This is a genomic window from Bradyrhizobium sp. SZCCHNRI3052 (assembly GCF_032484895.1).
Lineage (GTDB): Bacteria > Pseudomonadota > Alphaproteobacteria > Rhizobiales > Xanthobacteraceae > Bradyrhizobium.
Map to the genome: position 1 here is coordinate 315,362 of NZ_JAUETW010000005.1, position 24,437 is coordinate 339,798.

17 protein-coding genes are annotated in these 24,437 nt (G+C 66.4%); 8 read left to right on the forward strand and 9 right to left on the reverse strand.

Going from position 1 to position 24,437, the window contains the following annotated elements; genetic code table 11:
• The first annotated feature begins 632 nt into the window (after nt 1-632).
• The gene (locus QW887_RS17275; protein WP_316167010.1) at nt 633-2,636 is read left to right on the forward strand and encodes a methyl-accepting chemotaxis protein; all 2,004 of its coding nucleotides are present in this window, start codon (nt 633-635) and stop codon (nt 2,634-2,636) included.
• A gap of 422 nt (nt 2,637-3,058) precedes the next feature.
• On the opposite strand, the gene QW887_RS17280 is transcribed toward QW887_RS17275, so the two are convergent.
• Complete coding sequence (locus QW887_RS17280; protein ID WP_315828277.1) at nt 3,059-3,760, reverse strand: hypothetical protein; 702 nt, start codon at nt 3,758-3,760, stop codon at nt 3,059-3,061.
• Nucleotides 3,761-4,669: 909 nt separating this feature from the next.
• Here QW887_RS17280 and QW887_RS17285 point away from each other — a divergent pair.
• The 5 genes from QW887_RS17285 (at nt 4,670) to QW887_RS17305 (ending at nt 13,316) form a co-directional block, all read left to right on the forward strand.
• A complete protein-coding gene (locus QW887_RS17285; RefSeq protein ID WP_316194733.1) occupies nt 4,670-5,827 on the forward strand; it encodes an IS481 family transposase in 1,158 nt (385 codons plus the stop codon).
• A 539-nt stretch (nt 5,828-6,366) separates the two neighbouring features.
• A complete protein-coding gene (locus tag QW887_RS17290; protein WP_316194734.1) occupies nt 6,367-7,950 on the forward strand; it encodes a Do family serine endopeptidase in 1,584 nt (527 codons plus the stop codon).
• Nucleotides 7,951-8,237: 287 nt separating this feature from the next.
• Nucleotides 8,238-8,918 carry a response regulator transcription factor gene (locus QW887_RS17295; RefSeq protein WP_316194763.1) on the forward strand — a complete coding sequence of 227 codons (681 nt, stop codon included), beginning with the start codon at nt 8,238-8,240 and terminating at the stop codon, nt 8,916-8,918.
• On the forward strand, nt 8,902-10,362 hold the full coding sequence (locus tag QW887_RS17300; protein WP_316194735.1) for a sensor histidine kinase: 1,461 nt from the start codon (nt 8,902-8,904) through the stop codon (nt 10,360-10,362). The genes QW887_RS17295 and QW887_RS17300 overlap by 17 nt, the downstream gene beginning before the upstream one ends.
• Nucleotides 10,359-13,316, forward strand: a complete 2,958-nt coding sequence (locus tag QW887_RS17305) for a bifunctional [glutamine synthetase] adenylyltransferase/[glutamine synthetase]-adenylyl-L-tyrosine phosphorylase (RefSeq protein ID WP_316194736.1) — start codon at nt 10,359-10,361, stop codon at nt 13,314-13,316. The genes QW887_RS17300 and QW887_RS17305 overlap by 4 nt, the downstream gene beginning before the upstream one ends.
• Before the next feature lie 33 nt (nt 13,317-13,349).
• Here the strand turns inward: QW887_RS17305 and QW887_RS17310 are convergent, their stop codons facing one another.
• The 5 genes from QW887_RS17310 to QW887_RS17330 are packed head-to-tail and all read right to left on the reverse strand — an operon-like array spanning nt 13,350 to nt 19,366.
• The gene (locus tag QW887_RS17310; RefSeq protein WP_315716156.1) at nt 13,350-13,592 is read right to left on the reverse strand and encodes a formate dehydrogenase subunit delta; all 243 of its coding nucleotides are present in this window, start codon (nt 13,590-13,592) and stop codon (nt 13,350-13,352) included.
• On the reverse strand, nt 13,582-14,430 hold the full coding sequence (fdhD, locus tag QW887_RS17315) for a formate dehydrogenase accessory sulfurtransferase FdhD (protein WP_315768114.1): 849 nt from the start codon (nt 14,428-14,430) through the stop codon (nt 13,582-13,584). The genes QW887_RS17310 and fdhD overlap by 11 nt, the downstream gene beginning before the upstream one ends.
• A 1-nt stretch (nt 14,431) precedes the next feature.
• Complete coding sequence (fdhF, locus tag QW887_RS17320; protein ID WP_315768112.1) at nt 14,432-17,311, reverse strand: formate dehydrogenase subunit alpha; 2,880 nt, start codon at nt 17,309-17,311, stop codon at nt 14,432-14,434.
• A gap of 25 nt (nt 17,312-17,336) precedes the next feature.
• Nucleotides 17,337-18,893, reverse strand: coding sequence for an NADH-quinone oxidoreductase subunit NuoF (locus tag QW887_RS17325; RefSeq protein ID WP_316184527.1), 1,557 nt, complete (start codon nt 18,891-18,893; stop codon nt 17,337-17,339).
• Nucleotides 18,890-19,366: a formate dehydrogenase subunit gamma gene (locus QW887_RS17330; protein WP_316171189.1), complete on the reverse strand. Its 477-nt coding sequence runs from the start codon at nt 19,364-19,366 to the stop codon at nt 18,890-18,892. The genes QW887_RS17325 and QW887_RS17330 overlap by 4 nt, the downstream gene beginning before the upstream one ends.
• A 261-nt stretch (nt 19,367-19,627) precedes the next feature.
• Between QW887_RS17330 and QW887_RS17335 the strand changes: the two genes are divergently transcribed.
• Both QW887_RS17335 and QW887_RS17340 read left to right on the forward strand, forming a co-directional pair.
• The gene (locus tag QW887_RS17335) at nt 19,628-20,521 is read left to right on the forward strand and encodes a LysR family transcriptional regulator (protein WP_315716160.1); all 894 of its coding nucleotides are present in this window, start codon (nt 19,628-19,630) and stop codon (nt 20,519-20,521) included.
• Nucleotides 20,522-20,844: 323 nt separating this feature from the next.
• Nucleotides 20,845-21,384: a DUF4240 domain-containing protein gene (locus tag QW887_RS17340; RefSeq protein WP_316175920.1), complete on the forward strand. Its 540-nt coding sequence runs from the start codon at nt 20,845-20,847 to the stop codon at nt 21,382-21,384.
• Between the two features lie 64 nt (nt 21,385-21,448).
• Here the strand turns inward: QW887_RS17340 and QW887_RS17345 are convergent, their stop codons facing one another.
• From QW887_RS17345 to QW887_RS17355, 3 genes are all read right to left on the reverse strand, one after another.
• Complete coding sequence (locus QW887_RS17345) at nt 21,449-21,766, reverse strand: antibiotic biosynthesis monooxygenase (protein ID WP_316175921.1); 318 nt, start codon at nt 21,764-21,766, stop codon at nt 21,449-21,451.
• Between the two features lie 114 nt (nt 21,767-21,880).
• Nucleotides 21,881-22,036: a hypothetical protein gene (locus QW887_RS17350; RefSeq protein WP_316175922.1), complete on the reverse strand. Its 156-nt coding sequence runs from the start codon at nt 22,034-22,036 to the stop codon at nt 21,881-21,883.
• A 20-nt stretch (nt 22,037-22,056) separates the two neighbouring features.
• The gene (locus QW887_RS17355; protein WP_316175923.1) at nt 22,057-24,381 is read right to left on the reverse strand and encodes a PAS domain-containing sensor histidine kinase; all 2,325 of its coding nucleotides are present in this window, start codon (nt 24,379-24,381) and stop codon (nt 22,057-22,059) included.
• Between the last annotated feature and the right edge of the window lie 56 nt (nt 24,382-24,437).

The window sequence follows — 24,437 nt, forward strand, 5'->3', positions numbered from 1 at the left end:
ACCAGTCTTGTTTCACGACAACCGCCGCGGAGTGCGTTCATCGTGAGCGTCAAGGCGAGCTGATCAGCCGGCCAGCGCCGCACGACAACAGCCAGCCATCGTCTCCGCCGTCATTCCGGGGCATTCGCGGCACGCGAATGAGCCCGGAATCCATAACCACGAGCGGTCAAGATGGCGACGGGCTGTCGCTACATCTCGCTCCAACATCGACAGCCGTGGTTATGGATTCCGGGCTCGCGCTGTCGCGCGCCCCGGAATGACGGCGGAGAGAGCGTCGTCTCCCACCATCACGCGAAGCCGTCACCCAGTTCTCCGCTGTCGTCCCTGCGAACGCAGGGACCCATAACCACAGGGAGATGCTGTTGTGCGGGATGTCGGACCAGTCTTGTTTCACGACAACCGCCGCGGAGTATGGGTCCCTGCGTTCGCAGGGACGACATCGGAGTTGGTGGAGGCCGCTCGCGTCACACCGGCAGCTGCGAGCCGCGGCCGTCTAACCCGCTATTAGTAAATATCCCCCATCGTGCATACAGCACAGCTATGAGTCGCCGGACAGGCGGCCGATGCTGCGGGGCAGGCGCGTAGCGACGTCAGTTCGCCCGCCTGCCGCTCTTGGGGGAGCGGACGAGGACATGATGAGCTTGAAGATCAGGGGGCGTCTCTACGCCGGCTTTGCGGCGCTCATCGTCGCCGGCGCTGTGATGGCGGCCGTGGCGGTGTGGAATCTGTGGGCGGTGCGCGACCAGGTCGCGAGCATGTCGGCGCTGTCGGACGCGACCGCGCGCATCCTGCAGATCTCCAACCATTTGCAGGCGATCCAGCGCGCCAACCTGCGCTACATCCACGACGCCAACGAGCCGGCGCTCAAGGAGGCCGCCGAGCGCGAGGCGGCGGCGACCGCGCTGCTGCAGGCGGCCACCGCCGGTTGGCTGTCGGCGGAGCAGCGCAAGCTCTATGGCGATCTCACCGGCGAGATCGCGCAGATGAAGACCCAGCGCGATCAGTTGCAGGATGCGGTCAAGCAGATGAAGACCGGCCGCGCCGCGCTGCTGCCGGGCGGCGAGGACCTCGCCGCCAAGGCCGCCAAGCTGTCGATCGCCGCGCGCATCAGCAAGGAGCCGGAGGTCATGACCGCGGTCGCGGACATCGACGCCCGCCTGCAGCTCGTCCGCATCGCGACCTGGCGCTTCCTGGCGCTGCGCGACACCAAGTCCGCCTCCGCCTTCCGCGCCGGCGTCGACAATGTCGAGCAGCGGCTCGCCACGCTGGAGGGCGCGTCGCCGCCGGCGGGCGTGCTGGCCGCGATCGCGCCGGTGAGGGCCTCGCTGGAGCTGAACAAGACCGCGTTCGAGGCCACCGCCGCCGCCGCGCTGAAGTCCGAGGACATCTACGCCACCGCGATCGAGCCGCTGATCGCCCGGAGCATCGACACGCTCAAGGCCGCCGAGGCCGGCGTGAATGCCGACTATCACGCTTCTCGCGCGCGCGCCGAGGGCGCCATCGACAGCACCATCTCGCTGCAGATGCTGGTCGGCGCCGCCGCCATCCTGTTCGGCTGCCTCGTCGCGGTCCTGATCGCGCGCAGCATCGTCGGCCCGCTGGCGTCGATGACGCGGGCGATGGGGCGGCTCGCGAGCGGCGACGTCGCCGTCGAAATTCCCGGCCGCGGCGCCAGCGACGAGATCGGCGCCATGGCGACGGCGATCCAGGTGTTCAAGGACAACATGGCCGAGACCGAGCGGCTGCGCGCCGAGCATGCGGACGCCGAGGCGCGCCGCGAGCACGAGCGCCGGGACGACATGGCGAAGCTCGCCCGCCAGTTCGAGCAGGCGGTCGGCGAGATCGTCGATGCGGTGTCGCACGCCTCTAGCGAGCTCGAAGCCTCTGCCGGGACGCTGACCAGCACGGCCGCGCGCGGCCAGGACCTGTCGGCCGACGTCGCCGCCGCCTCGCAGGAGGCCTCGTCCAACGTGCAGACGGTGGCCTCCGCCGCCGAGCAGCTGTCGTCCTCGGTCAGCGAGATCTCCCGCCAAGTGCAGGAATCCGCGCGCATCGCCAGCGAGGCCGTGGCGCAGGCCAACCGCACCAATGAGCGCGTCGGCACCCTGTCGAAGGCCGCGACCCGCATCGGCGACGTGCTCGAGCTGATCAGTAGCATCGCCGGCCAGACCAATTTGCTGGCGCTCAACGCCACCATCGAGGCGGCGCGCGCGGGCGAAGCCGGCCGCGGCTTCGCGGTCGTCGCGGCCGAAGTCAAGGCGCTGGCCGAGCAGACCGCCAAGGCCACCGGCGAGATCGCCCAGCAGGTCTCCGGCATCCAGGCCGCCACCGCGGAGTCGGTCGGCTCGATCAAGGAGATCGGCAGCACCATCGGCCGCCTGTCGGAGATCGCAGCGGCCGTCTCCGCCGCCGTCGAAGAGCAGGGCGCCGCGACGCAAGAAATCTCCCGCAACGTCCAGCACGCCGCCAACGGCACCCAGCGCGTCTCCCGCAACATCGACGACGTGCAGCGGGGAGCGTCGGAGACGGGGTCTGCGTCGTCGCAGGTGCTGTCGGCGGCACGGTCGCTGTCGGCGGAGAGCGGGCGGCTGAAGCGCGAGGTGAGCAGGTTCCTTGGGTCGTTGCAGGTGGCGTGATGGGAGCACGGTGTGTAGCTCCGGCGTCGGACGAGTAGGGCGGATTAGCGCAGCGTAATCCGCCATCGCCACCCGACCACTAACGCGGCGGCTTACGTCTTCGGCTAAGCCGCCCTTCGGATCGTCGATGGGCGAGCCGTCACCAAGCGCTCCGCTGTCGTCCCGGACAAGCGTGCGCAGCACGCGCCGATCCGGGACCCATAACCACAGGAAGATGTCGTTGGCGAGATGTGGGACCAGTCGTTCTAAGCAAGGACCGCCGCGGATTATGGGTCCCCGCGTTCGCGGGGACGACGGTGGAGTTTGTGGCGGCTGCTCGCGTCACACCTGCGGCTGAAAATACATGGCGCGATCCGGGAACACACGAGCTTCAGAGATAAACCTTGGTGTCGCAACGTTCGTCCGGCTGTGCTTGCTCCTGATCATGCTGGCCAAGCCGATCGGAGAAGCGACAAAATAAACCGGACGTCGATGAAGTAAACGTGCTGATTTCCACCGCGTATCATTATTCCAGCAAGTCCTACGAAGTAGGAATTCCTGTCTCGTGCGATATGATAGATGGGGCCGCCACTCAAGCCGTCTTGAGAAAAAGGCGTCTTGCCTGTGATCTTTATACGATGCACATGCCGGGCATGGCTCGCTCCGATGTAGTTTCCGGTGGTGACTACCTGTTTTAGATGTACATGCGGGATCTCGTAGTCAACGCTTCGGTACTCCGTAGGATAACCAAACAGGTAGAATTGAGTGTCGGAATTTCCGTTCCACGCATCGCTCTCCTGGATTGGAAAGAATGCCGATTCAAGATTTGGAGATTGATAGTTTTCAGGCACGAACTCCATTGCCTGTAGATCGTTGAAATCTTCGTCAATACTGCTGCTATCGGTGCTTACGAAAAGAAGGCGCGATCCCGACACAAGTATCTTTCCGTCCTCGATTGGGATCGTGACATCATCAGGTGCGTAATCTTTCGTTTGGTGGCGACACCATAAAAGAAAGTACTTGTCGTGCCATCGAACTGCCGTTGCGGAGCCTAGAAAACAATATGGGAACTGCTCGTGGCCAGTGAGACAGAAAGTTTGCTTGGTGTACCTCGCCAGCACCGTTTCAGTGTTGCGAGCAGGCACCCATAGTCTTCCCACACGTACAGCAGAAGCTCCGACCCATAATGTGAGATTGCGTATCACTGTTGGGGCGCTCGCTTCGCGGCGTCGTCAAGCTGATTGGAGATGCCTGACAGCAATGCAATGACTGGCGAATTGAATCGCAAGCTAGAGTATCAGAGTTCATTCGGAGCGGGGTGTTGCCTGAAGTTGCAATCCCGAAAATTTATAGGGATTACGGCTGATCGTTTCCCGAATTTCGTTGCGGCCCTTCCTATTAGCCAAATCGTGGGGTCGTAAAATGGGTGGCTTTATTCCGAAAATCAAAAATCCTCTTGCGTTCTCCCCCAAATCACCCGTATCTTCCACCGCGTTCCGTACCGCTGATGGAGCGTATCGCGATCGTCACGGACGCGGGTTGCGGAATGCGATGGACGCGGGCTGCCGCAGCGGGGCTTTGGCCTCGCCGACGAACGGCGGATCACGGATGTGAAATCGTGTGGTCCTGGTCGCCCGATGCTGCGGCCAAGCCGGTGGTGATGATCCGCCGGTGACGGGGGCAAGACAGCCGGTCCCCGGGGAGATCACGTATAACCGTTAACACCATCGCACAGGGAGGGCCGGGCGTGTTCGGCCAGACCTGTGGTACCTGCCGCCTGCATTTTTTTCCGCAGGCGGGCCACGGGCGCGGCCAGCGCCCGGCCTTCCCTGTGCCCCTCGCTGCGAGGGTGCGAGTTCAAGGGCATGACTCGGGCGCGGGATGCGTCGCGAGGATGAAGATGCGTATCTCCAAGGGCTGTTTGATCGTGTGGATCGAGATCTCTCCGCGTCATTGCGAGCGCAGTGTTCAGCCCGGGGACATAGCTGACGGGTGTTCGGGGAGATGGTTGACACTTCAAAATCGGCTCGATTCGTCAAGCAGAGAGGCGAGCGATGCCGTGGCGAGAGGTGTCTGTCATGGACCAGCGACGAGAGTTTGTGATGCTTGCCAAGCAGGAAGGGGCGAACCGGCGGGAGCTGTGTCGGCGGTTCGGCATCAGCCCTCAGACGGGCTACAAATGGATCCAGCGGCATGACGCTGGGGACACGGCGCTGGCGGATCGGTCGCGGCGGCCTCATCGAAGTCCGGAGCGCACCGCGGCTGCGACCGAGCAGCAGATTGTCGCATTGCGCGATGCTCACCCGGCCTGGGGCGCGCGCAAGCTCGCACGGTGTCTTGAGCGTGATGGTCAAGCTGTCCCGGCGATATCTACCGTGCACACCATCCTGCGCCGCTACGATCGAGTGGTCGAGCCTGCAGGCGCGCCCGGACAGCCCTACACGCGGTTCGAGAAGGATGCGCCCAATCAGCTGTGGCAGATGGACTTCAAGGGGCACAGTGCGCTGGAGAACGGTGTGTCCTGTGATCCGCTGACAGCGTTGGACGATCACTCCCGCTTCTCGTTGTGCCTGGCGGCTTGTGACAACGAGCGCGGCTCTACGGTCAAAGGACATTTGGAGACGACGTTCCGCCGTTATGGACTGCCGGATGCGATGTTCGTCGACAATGGTGGCCCCTGGGGATTTACCCTCGAAGACCCCTGGACCGCGTTGACGGTCTGGCTTCTGAAGCTCGGCGTTCGAACGATCCACAGCCGGCCCTACCATCCTCAGAGCCGCGGCAAGAACGAACGCTTCCACCGTAGTCTGAAGGCCGAGGTGTTTGCCTTCAGGCGCTACCGTGATCTTCCCGATGTCCAGCGGGCACTCGACGGATGGCGCTCCATCTACAATCTCGACCGGCCGCACGAGGCCTTGAACTTCGACGTGCCGGCAAGCCGCTATCAACCGAGCCAACGTGCGATGCCAGACCGGCTTCCGATCGTCGAATACGACGAGGGTGAGAGCATCCGTTCCGTGTCGAGCACGAAGGCCTACGTCAGTTTCGAGGGGCGGCTCTGGAAAGTCCCGCAAGCCTTCCGAGGTGAGCGGCTGGCTATCCGGCCACTCAGTGCCGACGGAAAGTTCGGAATTTTCTTTGCCGCACATCAGATCGCAGCGATTGATCTGCGCGACCCCAAAACTGTCAACTATGTCCCCGAACAGGTGTAATCTATGTCTCCGGGCTGAACAGCAGCGAAGCAATCCAGAGTCGGGTTCGCAGCCCTGGATTGCTTCGCTGCGCTCGCAATGACGGAGATTGGGGTGGGAGCTTGCGCGACATTGAATGCGCGGGTGATCCCGCATGTCGCTTCGCTCATGCGGGCTACGGGCGGTCGCAGTCGGAAATGGGATGGGCGGATGAGCGCAAGCGTCATCCGCTGACGTCGCCGGGCCGGTGGGCGGGGTGGCGGGTTACGCCTGCGGCCAACCCGCCCCACGGGGGTTACGACTTTGGTTGGAACGGCCAAAATGATGGCCGCTACGGGGCGGCCGGGACGCTGGCAAGCCCCTGGTCTCGCAAGGCTTTTCCGCCTCGCTCCACCATCTGCGCCATTCCGCCGCAGTGTTCGTGTCCATCCATTACAGAAGTTTAACGCCGCAGCCAGCACGCCGTAAGGCGGCAGCCCCCATCTTCACTGGCGAACGGGGCGCACAGCCCGGGACCCAAGTTTTAGACCTTGACCAAAATCGCTTGCGGAGAAAACCGTATGACTGACCGTCCGACCGACCTGTCCTCCCTTCCGTCCTATCGCCAGCCCCGGCGCGGGCTGTTCTCGGCGCGCAAGTTCGCGCTGATGGCCTCCGTGGTCGCGGGCCTCGGCGTCGCCGCCTATGGCCTGTCGCCGCAGGGGGCGCCGGTCGATCTGTTCTCGACCTCGGCGCACGCGCAGGTCGCCAACGAGGTCAGCAAGGTCGCGCGCCCGGTCGGCTTCGCCGACATCGTGGAGCGGGTGAAGCCGTCGGTGATTTCGGTCAAGGTCAACATCGCCGAGAAGGTCGCCAAGGACGACAGCGACGACGATACGCCGTTCCAGCCGGGCTCGCCGATGGAGCGCTTCTTCCGCCGCTTCGGTGGTGAGAACGGCATTCCCGGCATGCCGGGCCGCGGCGGCCGCGGTGGCGGTCGCGCCGTGACCGGGCAGGGCTCCGGCTTCTTCATCTCCGCCGACGGCTATGCCGTGACGAACAACCACGTGGTCGACGGCGCCAACAAGGTCGAGGTGACGACCGACGACGGCAAGACCTACAGCGCCAAGGTGATCGGCACCGACCCGCGCACGGATCTGGCGCTGATCAAGGTCGAGGGCAGCACGAACTTCCCGTTCGCCAAGCTCGCCGACGGCAAGCCGCGCATCGGCGACTGGGTGCTGGCGGTCGGCAACCCGTTCGGCCTCGGCGGCACGGTGACGGCCGGCATCGTCTCGGCGGTCGGCCGCGACATCGGCAACGGCCCGTATGACGATTTCATCCAGATCGACGCGCCCGTGAACAAGGGCAACTCCGGCGGTCCGGCGTTCGATGTCGACGGCAATGTCGTCGGCGTCAACACCGCGATCTACTCGCCCTCCGGCGGCAGCGTCGGCATCGCGTTCTCGATCCCCGCCTCGACGGTGAAGAGCGTGGTGGCGCAGCTCAAGGACAACGGCTCGGTCAGCCGCGGCTGGATCGGCGTGCAGATCCAGCCGGTGACGCAGGACATCGCCGACAGCCTCGGCATGAAGAAGGCCGAGGGCGCGCTGGTCGCCGAGCCCCAGGCCAACGGTCCGGCGGCGAAGGCGGGCATCCAGTCCGGCGACGTCATCACCGCGGTCAACGGCGAGCCGGTGAAGGACGCGCGTGAGCTCGCCCGCACCATCGGCGGCATCGCGCCGGGCGCCTCGGTCAAGCTCAACGTCCTGCACAAGGGCGAGGACAAGACCATCAACCTGACGCTCGGCAAGCTGCCGAACACGATCGAGGCCAAGGCCGACACCGGCGGCGACAATGCGAGCCCGACCCGCGGCGCCGACGTGCCGAAGCTCGGCATGACCGTGGCGCCCGCGTCGAGCGTCGCCGGTGCCGGCAAGGACGGCGTCGTCGTCACCGAGGTCGACCCGAAGAGCGCGGCGGCCGATCGCGGCTTCAAGGAAGGCGACGTCATCCTGGAGGTCGCGGGCAAGTCGGTGACCTCCGCCGGTGACGTGCGCGAAGCGATCAACGCCGCCAAGGCCGACAACAAGAACAGCGTGCTGATGCGTGTGAAGAGCGGCGGGCAGTCGCGCTTCGTCGCGGTGCCGCTGGCCAAGGGCTGAGCGAGGGCCAAGGCCCTTACGAGATTAGGCCCTTACGAGATGGGAGACCGCCGGCATGTGCCCCCGCGCCGGTGGCTCTTCCTGGGGGCGGGCTTAAAGTTCCGCTCCCGCAAACCTTCCGTTGGACAACGCCCCCCTCCGTCGGAAGGAACTCGGGCGGTGAGGTCCCCCAGCCTCACCGCCCACTTTGCTGCCGATCAACCCCGGGCCCATGCCGCCTTGCACGGAAACGGCGGCCGGTCCATGTAGATGGACATCGAACCGTGACCGCCGCCCCCGTTTCCGCAATGCGCCTCCTGATCATCGAAGACGACCGCGAGTCCGCCGACTATCTGGTCAAGGCGTTCCGCGAGGTCGGACATGTCGCAGACCTCGCCAGCGACGGCGAGGAGGGGCTCGCCATGGCCGACGGCGGGGATTACGACGTGCTGGTGGTCGACCGCATGCTGCCCAAGCGCGACGGCCTGTCGCTGATCGGCGCGCTGCGCGACAAGGGCAACCGGACGCCCGTGCTCATTCTGTCGGCGCTCGGCCAGGTCGATGACCGCATCAAGGGCCTGCGCGCCGGCGGCGACGATTATCTGCCGAAGCCCTATGCCTTCGCCGAGCTGCTCGCCCGCGTCGAGGTGCTGTCGCGCCGCCATGGCGGCCCGGCCGAGGAGACGACCTACAAGGTCGGCGATCTCGAGCTCGACCGGCTGTCGCACCGGGTCGCGCGTGGCAAGGACGAGCTGACGCTGCAGCCGCGCGAGTTCCGCCTGCTCGAATATCTCATGAAGCATGCCGGGCAGGTGGTGACGCGCACGATGCTCCTGGAGAACGTCTGGGATTATCATTTCGATCCGCAGACCAACGTGATCGACGTCCACATCTCGCGGCTGCGCTCCAAGATCGACAAGGGGTTCGACCGCCCGCTGCTCCACACCATCCGCGGCGCGGGGTACATGATCCGTGACGGCCTTCGGTAAGCTGATCCGCACCACGGCGTTCCGGCTGACGCTGGTCTATCTGCTGTTGTTTGCGCTGTTCGCCGCCTCGCTGCTCGGCTATTTCGCCTGGAACACCCGCCGGCTCATCACCGAGCAGATCTCGACCACGGTCACCTCCGAGATCAGCGAGATGACTGACATCTTCGCCCGCTGGGGCCTGCGCGGAATCGTCGGCGCGATCGAGAGCCGCGCGCTGCGGCCGGGCGCCAATCTCTATCTCATCACCACGCCGACCGGGCAGGCGATCGCCGGCAATGTCGGCTCGCTGGCGCCGGGCGTGATGGGCTCGTCCGGCTGGTCGGAGACGTTCTACCGGCGGCTCGACGACAGCACCGAGCACAGCCATCGCGCGCTGGTCTATGTCACGCAGCTCTCCAGCGGTTTTCGGCTTTTGATCGGCCGCGATCTCGAGGAGCGCCGCCGCCTGTTCGGCATCGTCGCCAAGGCGGCGCAATGGTCGGTGCTGGTGGTGGTGGTGCTCGGCATCGGCGGCGGCATCTTCGTCGCGCGGCGCGTGCTGCACCGGATCGATGCCATGACCGGCACCACGCGGCGGATCATGGATGGCGATCTCTCCGGCCGTCTGCCGGTCGGGCGCAGCGGCGACGAGCTCGATCGCCTGGCCGAAAATCTCAACGCGATGCTGGAGCGCATCGAGGCGCTGATGACCGGCCTCAAGGAGGTCTCCGACAACATCGCGCATGATCTCAAGACGCCGCTGACGCGGTTGCGCAACCGCGCCGAGGAGGCGCTGGCGAAGTCGCGCTCCGAGGACGAATATCGCGCCGCGCTGGAGCGCACGATCGAGGAATCCGACGGCCTGATCCGCACCTTCAACGCGCTCTTGATGATCGCGCGGGCGGAGTCCGGGCAGGCGCGCGGCGACATGGTCGAGTTCGATGCGGCCGAGGTCGCCGGCGGCATCCACGAATTGTACGAGCCGCTGGCCGAGGACAATGAGATGACCTTGCGGGTCAAGGCCGCGGCGGCGCCGGTGCATGGCAATCGCGAGCTGATCAGCCAGGCGCTCGCCAATCTCGTCGAGAACGCGATCAAATACGGCAAGCCGGCGGCGCTGCCGCTCGATGCCTCCGCCGCCGCTGATAGCCGCGAAATCCTGATCGAGGCGCGGCGCGAGGGCGGACAGGTGCTGCTCAGCGTGACCGATCATGGCGAGGGCATTCCCGAGGCCGAGCGCAAGCGCGCCGTCGAGCGTTTCGTGCGGCTGGAGGCGAGCCGCACTTTGCCCGGTTCCGGCCTCGGTCTCAGCTTGGCGTCCGCCGTCGCGACCCTGCATGGCGGCGAGCTCCGGCTCGCCGATGCCAGGCCGGGGCTGATCGCGACGCTGGTGCTGCCGGCTGGTGCCGGCGTGCCCGCGAAGCTTGCGGCGCCGGCGCAGGATGTGCCACAGAAGGCCGCATGATCTCATCCGCGCCGGGAAACGCGGACGGGCAGACGCTGGCCGAACGTTTCGTTGCCGGCCCACATGTCCGTGCGCCCGACAAAGCCGAACAGCGCCTCCACGAGTGGCTCGCCGAGCTCGAGCCGTCCTTGGCCGCCTCGCTCCACCAGCTGCTCGCCGACGGCTGGCCGCGAACCATCCTGCTCGGGATTGCCGAGTGCTCGCCCTATCTGTTCGATCTCGTCCGCGCCGACGGCCATCGCCTGGACCGTCTTTTGCGCAGCGAGCCGCAGGCGCATCTCGCCGAGCTGATCGCCCGCACCGGCCGCGAGGTGTTTGCCGCTTCCAGCGAAGCCGAGGTGATGAGCCTGCTGCGCCGGCTGAAATCCGAGGCGGCGCTCTTGATCGCGCTGTGCGACATCGGCGGCGTGTGGCCGGTGATGCAGGTGACGGCGGGGCTGACCGACGTCGCGGTGTCCTCGGTGCAGATGGCGCTGCGGTATCTGCTGCGCCTGGAGACGGTGCGCGGCCGGCTCGCGCCCGTCGATGCCGACGATCCGGAGCAGGGCAGCGGCCTGTTCGTGCTCGCGATGGGCAAGATGGGGGCGGGCGAGCTCAACTATTCGAGCGACATCGACCTGATCGTGTTCTTCGATCCCGAGATCAACTCGCTGGCGCGCGACATCGAGCCGCAGCCGTTCTTCGTCCGCGTGACGCAAGCGATGGCGCGGCTGCTGCAGAGCCGCACCGCGGACGGCTATGTGTTCCGCGTCGATCTCCGGCTGCGGCCGGATCCGGCCTCGACGCAGGTGGCGATGTCGACCGAGGCAGCGCTGCATTACTACGAGCGCGAGGGCCGCACCTGGGAACGCGCCGCGATGATCAAGGCGCGGGTCTGTGCCGGCGACGTCGTCGCGGGCGAGGCGATGCTGGCGGAGCTGTCGCCGTTCGTATGGCGCAAGCATCTCGACTTCCAGGCGCTGACCGACGTCCACGACATGAAGCGGCAGATGCAGGTCTATCGCGGCCACAGCGAGATCGCGGTCGAAGGCCACAACGTCAAGGTCGGGCGCGGCGGCATCCGTGAGATCGAGTTCTTTGCCCAGACCCAGCAGTTGATCGCCGGCGGCCGTCATCCCGAGCTGCGCGTCCGTCCGACTTTGCAGGCGCTCGACGTGCTCACCGCCAGCAAGTGGATCACGGAGCAGGCGCGCGACGAGCTCACCACGGCTTATGAGTTCCTGCGCAGGGTCGAGCACCGGCTGCAGATGATGGCGGACGAGCAGATCCACAGCCTGCCCGACGATGTCGAGGGCGTGAGCCGCTTCGCATGCTTCTTCGGCTACGACAGCCGCGAGCGGTTCGCGACCGATCTGCTGTTCCATCTCGACGTCGTGCAGGGACACTACGCCCGGCTGTTCGAGGGCGATCCCACCGGCACCGTCAGCCTGCCGGCGGTGAACTACGGCGCCGGTCCCGACGAGCCGCGCCTGATGGAGCATCTTGCCGGATTGGGCTTCCGCGATCCGGTGATGGTCGCCAAGACCCTGCAGCAATGGCTGGCGGGCGAGTACCGCGTGTTCCGCACGGATGCGACGCGCACCGCGTTCACCGATTTCCTGCCCGCGCTGATCGATGGCCTCGCGCATGCCGACGAGCCGGATCGCGCCGTCGTGGCCTTCGACCGCTTCCTGCAGGCGCTGCAACTCGGCGGCCGCCTGATCACCCTGCTCGGGCAGAACCGCGACCTCGTGGCGCTCGTCGCGCTCGTGCTCGGGGCGGCGCCCCGGCTCGGCGACATGCTGGCGCGGCAGCCGCGGCTGATGGACGGCCTGATCGATCCGCGCTTCTTCGGCGCGATTCCCGACCGGCGCGAATTGTCAGAGCGGCTGGCGTCGACGCTAAAGGATGCCGGGACCTATGAGGAGTTTCTCGATCGTCTCAGGCTGTTCGGTCAGGAGAGCCTGTTCCTAATCGGCACGCGCATCCTCTCCGGCACGGTGTCGGCGCAGCAGGCCGGCACCGCGTTCGCCGACGTCGCCGAGGGCATCGTGCACACCGTGCATGATCTCGTGACGGAGCGCTTCGCCGCCCAGCACGGCCGCATCAAGGGCCAGGAGACCGCGATCGTCGCGATGGGGCGGCTCGGCGCGCGCGAAATGACGGCTTCGTCCGATCTCGACCTGATCCTGCTCTACGACTTCGACGGCGATGCGCCGGATTCCGACGGCGAGCGCTCGCTGCAGGGCGCGCACTACTTCGCGCGCTTCACCCAGCGGCTGATCTCGGCCTTCACCTCGCGCACCAATTACGGCGTGCTCTACGACATCGACATGCGGCTGCGGCCGTCGGGCCGCGCCGGCCCGCTGGCCTCGCACATCGACTCCTTTGCGCATTACCAGGAGCAGGAGGCGTGGACCTGGGAGCACATGGCGCTGACGCGGGCACGGGTGATCTCGGCGTCGCCGGCGTTTCGGGCCCGGATCGAGGAGATCATCCAGGCCGCGCTGCAGCGTCCGCGCGACAGGACCGCGATCGCGCGCGACGTCGCCGACATGCGCCGCGCGATCGCGGCCGAGAAGGGCGAGGCCGATCTGTGGGACCTCAAGCACGCCGCCGGCGGCATGGTCGACATCGACTTCGTCGCGCAATATCTGCAGCTCGTCCACGCCGCGACGACGCCGGAGATTCTCGATGTCAGCACGCTTGCAGTGCTCGACAATGCCGAGCGGCTCGGCGTGCTGCCGCGCGCTGAAGCCGTGATCCTGCGTCAGGCCGCGCGGCTGTATCACGATCTGACGCAGATCGTGCGGCTGTGCGTCAGCGACAAGTTCAAGCCGGATCAGGCCGGCGAGGACCTGCTGCGGGTGATGGCCCGGGCGGGCGACGCGCCGGATTTCTCGGCGCTCGAGGCGCGGCTGCGCGAAACGCAGACCGAAGTGCGGCGCGTGTTCACCGCACTCGTGGAGGGATGACCCGACCAGCCGCGCGGTAGGACGGCCGGCCGCCTATGCCTTTTCCTTGGCGACCGCGGCATCTTTCAGCCGGCCGATCGCTTCCTTCACCGCCGGGTCGAGGCCGGCGCCGCCGGCGTCGTGGTGCGCATAGATCGTCTTGAGCATGCGCGGATCCCAGAACTTCTTGATGTGCTCGGCGACGCCGGCGACCTCCTTCTCCTGTCCCTGGCTCTGGAAGAACTTGCCGATCTGGTTGGCCATGTAGACGAGGCGCTCGGAGGGGTTATGCGACATGGGTGTTGTCCGTCTGTGTTGATCGCGCGCCGGTCTCGGCGCTCGCGACGATCCGTTCGGGATGGGTGAAGATTTCGAAGCCGTCGTTGCGGGCCACCGCAATCAGCGTGATGCCGGCGGCCTCGGCCATGCGAATGGCGAGCGCGGTCGGGGCGGAGACCGCGACCATGATGGGTGCGCCCATGGCAGCAGCCTTCTGCACCAGTTCGACCGAGACGCGGCTCGTCAGGATCACGATGCCCTCGCTCGCCGCACAGCGCGTTTGCGCGAGGTGGCCAGCGAGCTTGTCGAGCGCGTTGTGGCGGCCGACATCCTCGCGCAAGCCGACGATGCCGCGCGCGGGAGTCCAGAACGCCGCGGCATGCACCGCGCGAGTCTCGTGGTTGAGCTTCTGCAGCGGCTCGATGGCCTCAAGCGCCGCCATGACGTCGCGCGGAGCGAAACGCCGGCCGTCCGGGACATGCGCCGCCGGCCGCACCGCTTCGCTGATCGAATCGATGCCGCACAGGCCGCAGCCGGTGGGGCCGGCGATGTTGCGGCGGCGCTCGGCCAAGCGTTCGGCCTGCGCGTCGGGCAGCCACATCCTGAGCTCGATGCCGTCATCCAGCTCGACGACGTCGAGCGAGATGATGTCGTCGCGGCTCGTGACGAGACCTTCGTTCAGGCTGAAGCCGATGGCGAAGTCGCGGAGGTCTTGCGGCGTCGCCATCATGACGGCCTGGGTGCCGCCATTGTAGGTCAGTGCGACCGCGGTCTCCTCCGGCACGCGGCGGTGGCCCTCGGTGAGGGCTCCGTCGCGCCAGACCAGACGATCCGCGATGCGCACTGCATCGGTCATGCTACTCCGCTGCCTCCACGACCGGGGCGATGCGGCGCGAGTTGCGGGCCTGCTCGTCATAGGCTTTCTGCCAGTCCGACGGTCCGTTGGACTGCGACACCTGCACTGCCGTGACCTTGTACTCCGGACAGTTGGTGGCCCAGTCCGAATAGTCCGTGGTGATGACGTTGGCCTGGGTCAGCGGATGGTGGAAGGTGGTGTAGACCACGCCGGGGGCGACGCGCTCGGAGATCAGCGCGTGCAGCGTGGTCTCGCCGGCGCGGCTGGTCAGCCGCACCCAGTCGCCGTCGCGGATGCCGCGCTGCTCGGCATCGTGCGGATGGATCTCCAGCACGTCCTCGCCATGCCACACCACGTTCTCGGTGCGCCGCGTCTGGGCGCCGACATTGTACTGCGACAGGATGCGGCCCGTGGTGAGCAGGAGCGGGAAGCGCGGGCCGGTGCGCTCGTCGGTCGCGACATACTCCGTGACCACGAACTTGCCCTTGCCGCGGACGAAGCCGTCGACATGCATGATCGGCGAACCCTCGGGATTCTTCTCGTTGCAGGGCCACTGCACCGAGCCCATCTCCTCGAGCTTCTGGTAGGAGACGCCGGCGAAGGTCGGCGTCAGCGCCGCGATCTCGTCCATGATCTCGGACGGGTGGTTGTACTTCATCTCGAAGCCCATCGCCTTGGCGAGACCGATCGTCACCTCCCAGTCGGCCATGCCGTTGAGCGGGGTCATCACCTTGCGCACCCGCTGGATGCGGCGCTCGGCGTTGGTGAAGGTGCCGTCCTTCTCGAGGAAGGTCGAGCCCGGCAGGAACACGTGGGCGTAGTTGGCGGTCTCGTTCAGGAACAGGTCCTGCACGATGACGCATTCCATCGACGACAGCGCCTGCACCACATGCGTGGTGTTGGGATCCGACTGCAGGATGTCCTCGCCCTGCACGTAGAGGCCCATGAAGGTGCCTTCGATCGCGGAGTCGAACATGTTCGGGATGCGCAGGCCCGGCTCAGGGTTGAGCTTGACGTTCCACATCGCCTCGAACTGGTCGCGCACCGCGTCGCCCGAGATGTGGCGGTAGCCCGGCAGCTCATGCGGGAACGAGCCCATGTCGCACGAGCCCTGCACGTTGTTCTGGCCGCGCAGCGGGTTCACGCCGACGCCGCGGCGGCCAATATTGCCGGTCGCCATCGCGAGGTTGGCGATCGCGATCACCGTGGTCGAGCCCTGGCTGTGCTCGGTCACGCCGAGGCCGTAATAGATCGCGCCGTTGCCGCCCTTGGCGTAGAGCCGGGCCGCGCCGCGGATCGCTTCCGGGTCCACGCCGGAAATGCTGGCGATCGCCTCGGGGCTGTTCTTCTCCAGCGCGACGAACTCGGCCCAGTCCTGGAACTCGCTCCAGTCGCAGCGCTCGCGCACGAAGGTCTCGTTGACGAGGCCTTCGGTGACGATCACATGGGCCAGCGCAGTCAGGATCGCGACATTGGTGCCGGGCAGCAGCGGCAGATGATAGTCGGCCTTGACGTGCGCCGACTTCACGAGGTCGATCTTGCGCGGATCGACGACGATCAGCTTGGCGCCCTGGCGCAGCCGCTTCTTCATGCGCGAGCCGAACACCGGATGCGCATCGGTCGGGTTGGCGCCGATCACCATGATGACGTCGCTGTCCTCGACCGAGTCGAAGTCCTGCGTGCCGGCGGAGGTGCCGAAGGTGGTGGCAAGGCCGTAGCCGGTCGGCGAGTGGCAGACGCGGGCGCAGGTGTCGACATTGTTGTTGCCGAAGCCGGCGCGGATCAGCTTCTGCACCAGATAGGTTTCTTCGTTGGTGCAGCGGGACGAGGTGATGCCGCCGATCGAGTCGCGGCCGTATTTGGCCTGGATGCCGCGCAGCTTGTCGGCGGCGAACTTGAAGGCCTCGTCATAGGAGACCTCGCGCCAGGGCTGGTCGATGGTCTCGCGGATCATCGGCTTGAGGATGCGTTCCTTGTGGGTCGCATAGCCATAGGCGAAGCGGCCCTTGACGCAGGAATGGCCGCGATTGGCCTTGCCATCCTTGTACGGCACCATGCGCACGACTTCCTCGCCGCGCATCTCCGCCTTGAAGGCGCAGCCGACGCCGCAATAGGCGCAGGTGGTGACCGCCGAATGCTCCGGCTGGCCGATCTCGATCACGCTCTTCTCGGTCAGGGTCGCGGTCGGGCAGGCCTGTACGCAAGCGCCGCACGACACGCATTCCGAACCGAGGAAGCTCTCGCTCATGCCCGGCGACACCCGGCTGTCGAAGCCGCGGCCGGAGATGGTCAGCGCGAACGTGCCTTGCACTTCCTCGCAGGCGCGGACGCAGCGCGAGCAGACGATGCACTTGGAGGGATCGTAGGTGAAATACGGGTTCGACTCGTCCTTCGGCAGCCAGGCCGGATTGGCTTCGCCGCAGGCGTCGGCGAACACGTGGTTGTCGCCCTGATAGCCGTAGCGCACGTCGCGCAGGCCGACGGCGCCGGCCATGTCCTGCAGCTCGCAATCGCCATTGGCAGCGCAGGTCAGACAGTCGAGCGGATGGTCGGAGATGTAGAGCTCCATCACGCCCTTGCGCAGCTTCTTCAGCCGCTCGGTCTGGGTGTGAACGACGAGGCCCGCGGCCACCGGCGTGGTGCAGGAGGCCGGGGTGCCGGCGCGGCCTTCGACCTCGACGAGGCAGAGGCGACACGAGCCGAACGCGTCGACCATGTCGGTCGCGCACAGCTTCGGGATCTGCGTTCCGGCCTCCATGGCCGCGCGCATGATCGAGGTGCCCTCGGGAACGGTGATGCTCTGGCCGTCGATGGTGAGCGTGACCATCTTTTCGGACTTGGAGAGCGGTGTGCCGTAATCGGTTTCGTGGATGAGCGACATGGTCGGTGTCCTTGTTCCCGATATCTTATTCCGCAGCCTGCAAGCGCGGCTGCTGGGGGCCGAAATCTTCGCGGAAGTGCTTCAGCGCCGAGAGCACAGGGTAGGGCGTGAAGCCGCCGAGTGCACAGAGCGATCCGAGCTTCATAGTGCCGCAGAGGTCTTCGACCAGGGCGATGTTCTCGGCGACGCGCTCGCCGCGGCGGATCTTGTCGATGGTCTCGGCGCCGCGCGTCGAGCCGATACGGCACGGCGTGCACTTGCCGCAGGATTCGATGGCGCAGAACTCCATCGCGAAGCGGGCCTGCTTCGACATGTCGACGCTGTCGTCGAACACGACGATGCCGCCATGGCCGATCAGGCCGTCCTTGGCGGCGAACGCCTCGTAGTCGAACGGCGTGTCGAACAGGGCGCGGGGGAAGTAGGCGCCGAGCGGGCCTCCGACCTGCACCGCACGGACCGGGCGGCCGGTGAAGGTGCCGCCGCCGATGTCGTCGACCAGCTCGCCCAGCGTGATGCCGAACGCGGTCTCGAACAGGCCGCCGAACTTGACGTTGCCGGCGATCTGGATCGGCATCGTGCCGCGCGAGCGGCCCATGCCGAAATCGGCATAGGCCTTGGCGCCCTCGTCGAGGATGAAGGGGATGGCGGCGAACGACAACAGGTTGTTGACGACGGTCGGCTTGCCGAACAGGCCATGATGGGCGGGCAGCGGCGGCTTGGCGCGGACGATGCCGCGCTTGCCCTCGAGGCTCTCCATCAGCGCGGTCTCTTCGCCGCAGACATAGGCGCCGGCGCCGGTACGCACCTCCAGCTCGAACGTGGCGTTGGAGCCCGCGATCTTGTCGCCGAGCAGGCCGGCCTTCCTGGCGATGTCGATCGCCTTGGTCATGGTCGCGATCGCGTGCGGATATTCCGAGCGCGTGTAGATGTAGCCCTTGGTGGCGCCCACCGCGATGCCGCAGATGGTCATGCCTTCGATCAGGACGAAGGGATCGCCTTCCATCAGCATGCGGTCGGCGAAGGTGCCGCTGTCGCCCTCGTCGGCGTTGCAGATGACGTATTTGCGGTCGGCCGCGGTCTGCGCCACCGTCTTCCATTTGATGCCGGTCGGGAAGCCTGCGCCGCCGCGGCCGCGCAGACCCGAGGTCGTGACCTCGGCGATCACAGCATCGGGCGTCAGCGTCAGGGCGCGGGTCAGGCCCTTGTAGCCGCCATGGGCGCGGTAGTCGTCGAGCGACAGCGGATCGATGATGCCGCAGCGGGCGAAGGTGAGGCGGGTCTGCCGCTTCAGCCACGGGATCTCCTCGGTCAGGCCGAGCGAGAGCTTGTGCGGCTTGTCGGCGACGATCGCATCGAGCAGGGACGGCACGTCGTCTGCCGTCACCGGTCCGAAGCCGAACCGGCCCTGCGCCGTCTCCAGTTCGACCAGCGGCTCGAGCCAGTACAACCCACGCGAGCCGTTGCGGACGATTTCGATATCGACATTGCGCTCCAGCGCGGCCTTGTGCAGCGCCTGCGCCACCTCATCGGCGCCGACGGCGAGCGCGCCGGCATCACACGGGACAAAAAGACGCACGCTCATCGCTGGGCCTCCGAGACGAGAGCATCGATCCGGGCTTCGTCGAGCCGGCCGACCAGGCGACCATCGAGCATGGCCGACGGCGCGGTTGCGCACAGGCCGAGACAGTAGATCGGCTCGAGCGTGACGCGCTCATCGGCCGTGGTGTTGCCGATGGAGATGCCGAGCTTCGCTTCGGCACGCGCCGCGAGCGCATCGCCGCCGGCGGCCTGGCAGGCCTCGGCGCGGCACAGCTTCAGCACGTGACGACCGGCCTTCTTGGCCCGGAAATCATGGTAGAACGTGAACACGCCGTAAACCTCGGCGCGCGAGAGGTTCAGAGCGGATGCGATCATCGGAATGGCATCCTCCGGCACGTGGCCGAACGTCTCCTGCAACGCATGGAGGATGGGCAAGGTTGCTCCCTCCATCCCGCTATGTTGGGCGATGATTTCGGCGCCGCGCGCCGCCTCCCACGTCTCGTACACCGGCGTCATCCTGATCCCGATTCTGCGTTGCAAGCGTTTCGCACATCCAAATTGGAATTGCTCAAGATATCAATAAAGCAGTCCCGTGCTGCGATAGCGAAACGCAATCGTGAGATAGCTACAAGTTGACGAAAAACGGGCGCTCGCGCGACCGGCTTGCGGCCGCGTTTTACCGTGTCCGGGCCCGCCGCGCCGTGATAGGTTTCTCCGTGGCCCGCACCGCCGAAAACGTGCGGAACTGGGCCCTTCAACCGCTGGAAGGCCGACCTCTTGATTGACAAGCTCGAACTGCTGCTGGCGCTGGCCAAGGAGCGTCATTTCGGCCGCGCGGCCGAGGCCTGCGGCGTGACCCAGCCGACGATGTCGACCAGCATCAAGCAGCTCGAGGAGATCCTCGGCGTCATGCTGGTGCAGCGCGGTTCCAGGTTCCAGGGCTTTACGCCGGAGGGTGAGCGCACGCTCGACTGGGCGCGCCGCATCGTCGGCGACTTCCGCGCGATGCGCCAGGAGATCAACGGGCTCAAGGACAAGCTATCGGGCGAGATCCGGATCGCGGCGGTGCCGACGGTGCTCGGCATGGTGGCGTCGCTGACGACGCCGTTCCGCGCCAAGCATCCGGAGGTCCGGTTCCGCATCATGTCGTGCACGTCGGCCGACGTGCTGGGGCTGCTGGAGAACCTGGAGGTCGATGCCGGGCTGACCTACATCGAGAACGAGCCGATCGGCCGCGTCCGCACCATCCCGCTCTACAACGAGAGCTACCGGCTGCTGACCGCGCCCGACGCGATGTTCGGCGATCGCGATCAGGTGACCTGGCAGGAGGTCGGGCAGGTGCCGCTGTGCCTCCTGACCCCGGACATGCAGAACCGCCGCATCATCGACCGCGCTCTGAAGGCCGCCGGCAACGAGGTGACGCCGACGCTGACGTCGAACTCGCTGCTGGTGCTGTACACCCATGTCAAGACCGGCCGCTGGGCCAGCGTGATGCCGGCCAAGCTCGCCGAAACGCTCGGCCTCGCCGACAAGGTGCGCTCGATCCCGATCGTCGATCCCGTCATCAACTACCAGATCGGCCTGGTCATCCCGCAGCGTGACCCGATGACCCCGCTGATCGCGGCGCTGGTCCAGATCGCCCGCGAGGTCGCGCCCAGCCTGCAGGCGTGAGGCGCGCGTCCGCGGAGTTGCCGCTGGCGCAGTCACTCGCCACCGGCGGTGAACGACGGCGTTGTCTTGCTTCGCTGCGCTCGCAACCACGGCGCTCAGCGGAGCAGTTCAAGCTGCTGCGGCAGAGACGGTCCACGTCGCGAGCGCATGCTTCGAAGCGGCGTCAGATCGATGGCCCAGCGTATCGGGTGGTCGTGTGCGCGGTTGAGGCCCTCCCGAAATTCAGGATGCGACTTTCCCGGTCTTGGACATCCGATGCCGCGCCGTGAGATACGACGATACGTTTCGACTTGACCGAGAGGGAAGCCATGACGGAGCCGGCCATGCCAGCCGACCAATTCTGGTCGATCATCGCGCAAACGCTTGCCGGCGCCGGCGGCGATCCTGACGCGCAGAGCGATCTGCTCGCCTTGACGCTATGCGAACTGTCCCTGGAGCAGACCATCGGCTTCGAGGTCGCGTTTCGCCGCTATCTGAACGAGGCCTATACCTGGGACCTCTGGGGCGCCGCCTATGTCGTACATGGCGGCTGCTCGGATGATGGTTTCGAGTACTTCCGGCGCTGGCTCGTCACGCGCGGCCGGGAGGTCTATGAGGCCGCCATGGCCGGTCCGGACAGCCTCGCCGAGTTCAATGGAGCGCCAGGACCGGACGGCGTCTGGGAATTCGAGGAGATCTACTACGTCGCCAACCGGGTGTTTCGGGAGCGCGGCGGACAAGGCGATGTCCGCGACCACTCCGAGCCGGAGGCCGGCCTGGGTGGACCGGGGCCGTCCGGCGATCCGTTCGAGGAGGACGACGAGCATCTGGCTCGGCGCTATCCGAAGCTGTGGCAGCGGTTCGGGCAAAGCCCACTGGTCTGAAAGTCTCCTCGTGAGGAGATGCGGTGCCTTCGTCGGGATGCAGGGACCTTTGATGGCGCCCCGGTCATGCATGACACACGAGCTTCACCGCGTAATGCGCGGCTTCGCCGTCATAGCGGCTGAGCAGCTTCCGCGCCGCGGGCGGTACCACCGCCGCGTCATGCGCCGGACCCGCGAAGCGAACCACCGCCGCCTGGTCGGCGAAGGTCATGATCGTCACGAATTCGACCTCGGCCTCCAGCGGCCTGCGCAGCAGCTCGATGCCTAGAAATCCTTCGATTGCCCGATCCACGATGGCTGGAAAGATCGTCGACCGCAGCAGCTCCTCATAGGCATCGGCCTCCGCCGCCCCGGTCCAGCCGCGCCATATCCGCTTCAGCATCGCGATGCTCCCTTGGGGACGATGATGGTCACCGAACCCTTGCACGGACGTCGAGCGCCGGACTTGGTGAAAGTTGCGGTCCGCGCTGCGAGCCCGCGGAGCAGGAGCGTCCGCTCAGTAGGTCGCAGATTGCTCCCGCATCACTGTCTCCTCCTGCCGGATGCGCAAGACGAGCGGCATGGCGTAGATGATCAGGCCGATCACCAGTTCGGGGAGGATGTTGAGCAAGCAGTTGGGGTGGCGGACGATCCGGAACAGCGGATGGGTCACCAAACCGACCCTGAACGCGCTCAAGCAGCGACCGAGATGCTCGCCGTGGCCTTATACGCGTCGCGGGGCAGGGTGACGCGGACGACGGTGCCGCATTCGAGGCGCGAGCGCAGCCGCATCGAGCCGCCGTGCAACTGGGCCAGCGAGCGGGCGATGGCGAGGCCGAGGCCGGAGCCGTGATAGGTCTTGGTCATCTGGCTCTCGACCTGCTCGAACGGGCGGCCGAGGCGCGCCAGCGACTGCGCAGGGATGCCGATGCCGGTGTCGGCGATGATGAGCACGACCTTGTCCTCGAACACGCGACTCCGCATTGTGACACGGCCGCCTTCGGGGGTGAACTTCACCGCGTTCGACAGCAGGTTGACCATGATCTGCTTGGTGGCGCGACGGTCGGCGACGACCGGGATGCTGCCTCCGATGTCGGCGTCGAGCACGAGGCTCTTGTCCAAGGCGCGACCGGAGACGACGCGCAGCGATTCCGCCAGCGTCTTGGCGAGGTCGAGCGGCTCCATGTCGAGCTTCATGCGGCCGGCCTCGATCTTCGACATGTCGAGGATGTCGTTGATCACCTCGAGCAGATATTGACCCGAGGTCAGGATGTCGTGGCAGTACTCCTGGTACTTCTCCGAGCCGAGCGAGCCGAACATGCCGCTGCCCATGATCTCGGAGAAGCCGATGATGGCGTTGAGCGGCGTGCGCAGCTCGTGGCTCATATTGGCGAGGAATTTCGACTTGGTCTGGTTGGCTTCCTCGGCGCGCGTCTTCTCCTGCGAGTACTTCTCGGCGAGGTCGGCGAGCTCGATCGCCTGGCGCTCCAGCGCGCTCTGCGAGCGCTGCAGGTCGATCACGGTGGCGCGCAGGCGCAGGTCGTTGTCGATGAGCTTCTGCTCATGCTCCTTGATGCGAGTGATGTCGGTGCCGACCGAGACGTAGCCGCCGTCCTTGGTGCGGCGCTCGCTGATGTGCAGCCAGCTGCCGTCGTCGAGCTGGGCCTCGAAGGTGCGCCCGCCCGGCGCCTGCTGGCTGTGGTCGTGCAGCCGGGTGCGGATCTCCGGCATCTTGCCGACCTCGATGACGGTCTCATAGGAGGTGCCGGGGGTCACCGCGGAGTCCGGCAGCTTGTGCAGCTTCTGGAAGTGCGAGTTGCACAGCACCAGCCGGTTGTTGGCGTCCCACAGCACGAAGGCTTCCGAGATCGTCTCGATCGCGTCGCGCAGGCGCAAGTCGGCCTCGACGGTCTTCTCGACCAGGCTCTTCTGCTCGGTGACGTCGACCGCGATGCCGATCAGGTGCAGGCCGGAATCGGAGGTGCCCTGGCTGAGCTCGCAGCGCACCCGGAGCCAGATCCAGTGGCCCTCGGTGTGGCGCATCCGGAAGCTCTGGTCGATCTGATGGATGTCGCCGGCGACGAGCTGGTCGGCGATCTCGAACAGGTCGATGTCGTCCGAGTTCACCAGCGCGTTGACCTCGCCGAAGGTGAGGAGGTCGGTGCGGTTTTCCAGGCCGAGCATCGCGAACATCGAGTTCGACCAGAAGATGCGCCCGCGCGACAGGTCCCAGTCCCACAGCCCGCAGCGGCCGCGATTGAGCGCGGTGTCGATGCGGCCGCGCACGGCGTCGTTGATCAGGTCGCCCTCGCGGGCGCGGGTCGACTGCCAGTGGAAGGCGAAGCCCAGGATCAGCACGACGAAGCCCGTCGTCGCCGACAGGGTCACAGAGAGCGCGGCGTCCGAGCCCCAGATCGGCTCGAGCTTCTCCTGGATCACGACGACGCGGCCGGGCAGCGCCTTGATCAACTGCGACACCGCGAAGGCCGGACGGCCGTTCGGCAAGGTGATCTCGGTGACCGCGCCCTGCAGCCCGGGCGTGGCCAAGAGCTGCGCGGTCGAGATCAGATCGAGGATACGGTCGTTCTCGCCGAGCGCGGCGTCGACCGGAACCCGGGCCAGGATGCGGTGGTCGGCGCCGGTGACGATCACGTGGCGGCCGGGCGCTGCGCCCCAGGCGGGGATCAGGTCGGGCAGCAGGCTCTGCAGGTGCTCGATATGGGCGATGCGGTCCGGGCGCATCGCCAGATTGCCGATGCGATCGGCGAGCAAGTCGGAGATCGCGGCCAGGTCGCGCTTGGTCGCGCCGCGCTTCTGACGGCTCTGGTCGAGCACCTGGACGAAGGCGCCGAGGCAGATGGTGACGAGAAAGGCGATGATCAAAGTAGGGACAGCACGACGCAATACCGGCTCAGCAGTCAGCAGCCTTTGATAGGCCGGTTTCGCGATCGATTGCGCCAACCCCTTGATGGAATCAGAAGATTGGACGCACGCGTTCGCGGCATGCGCACGCGTCATGCTGTAGACCCCCGAAACTTCTTGGATACCCGAATTTCGAAAGAGCCCCAGCCGCT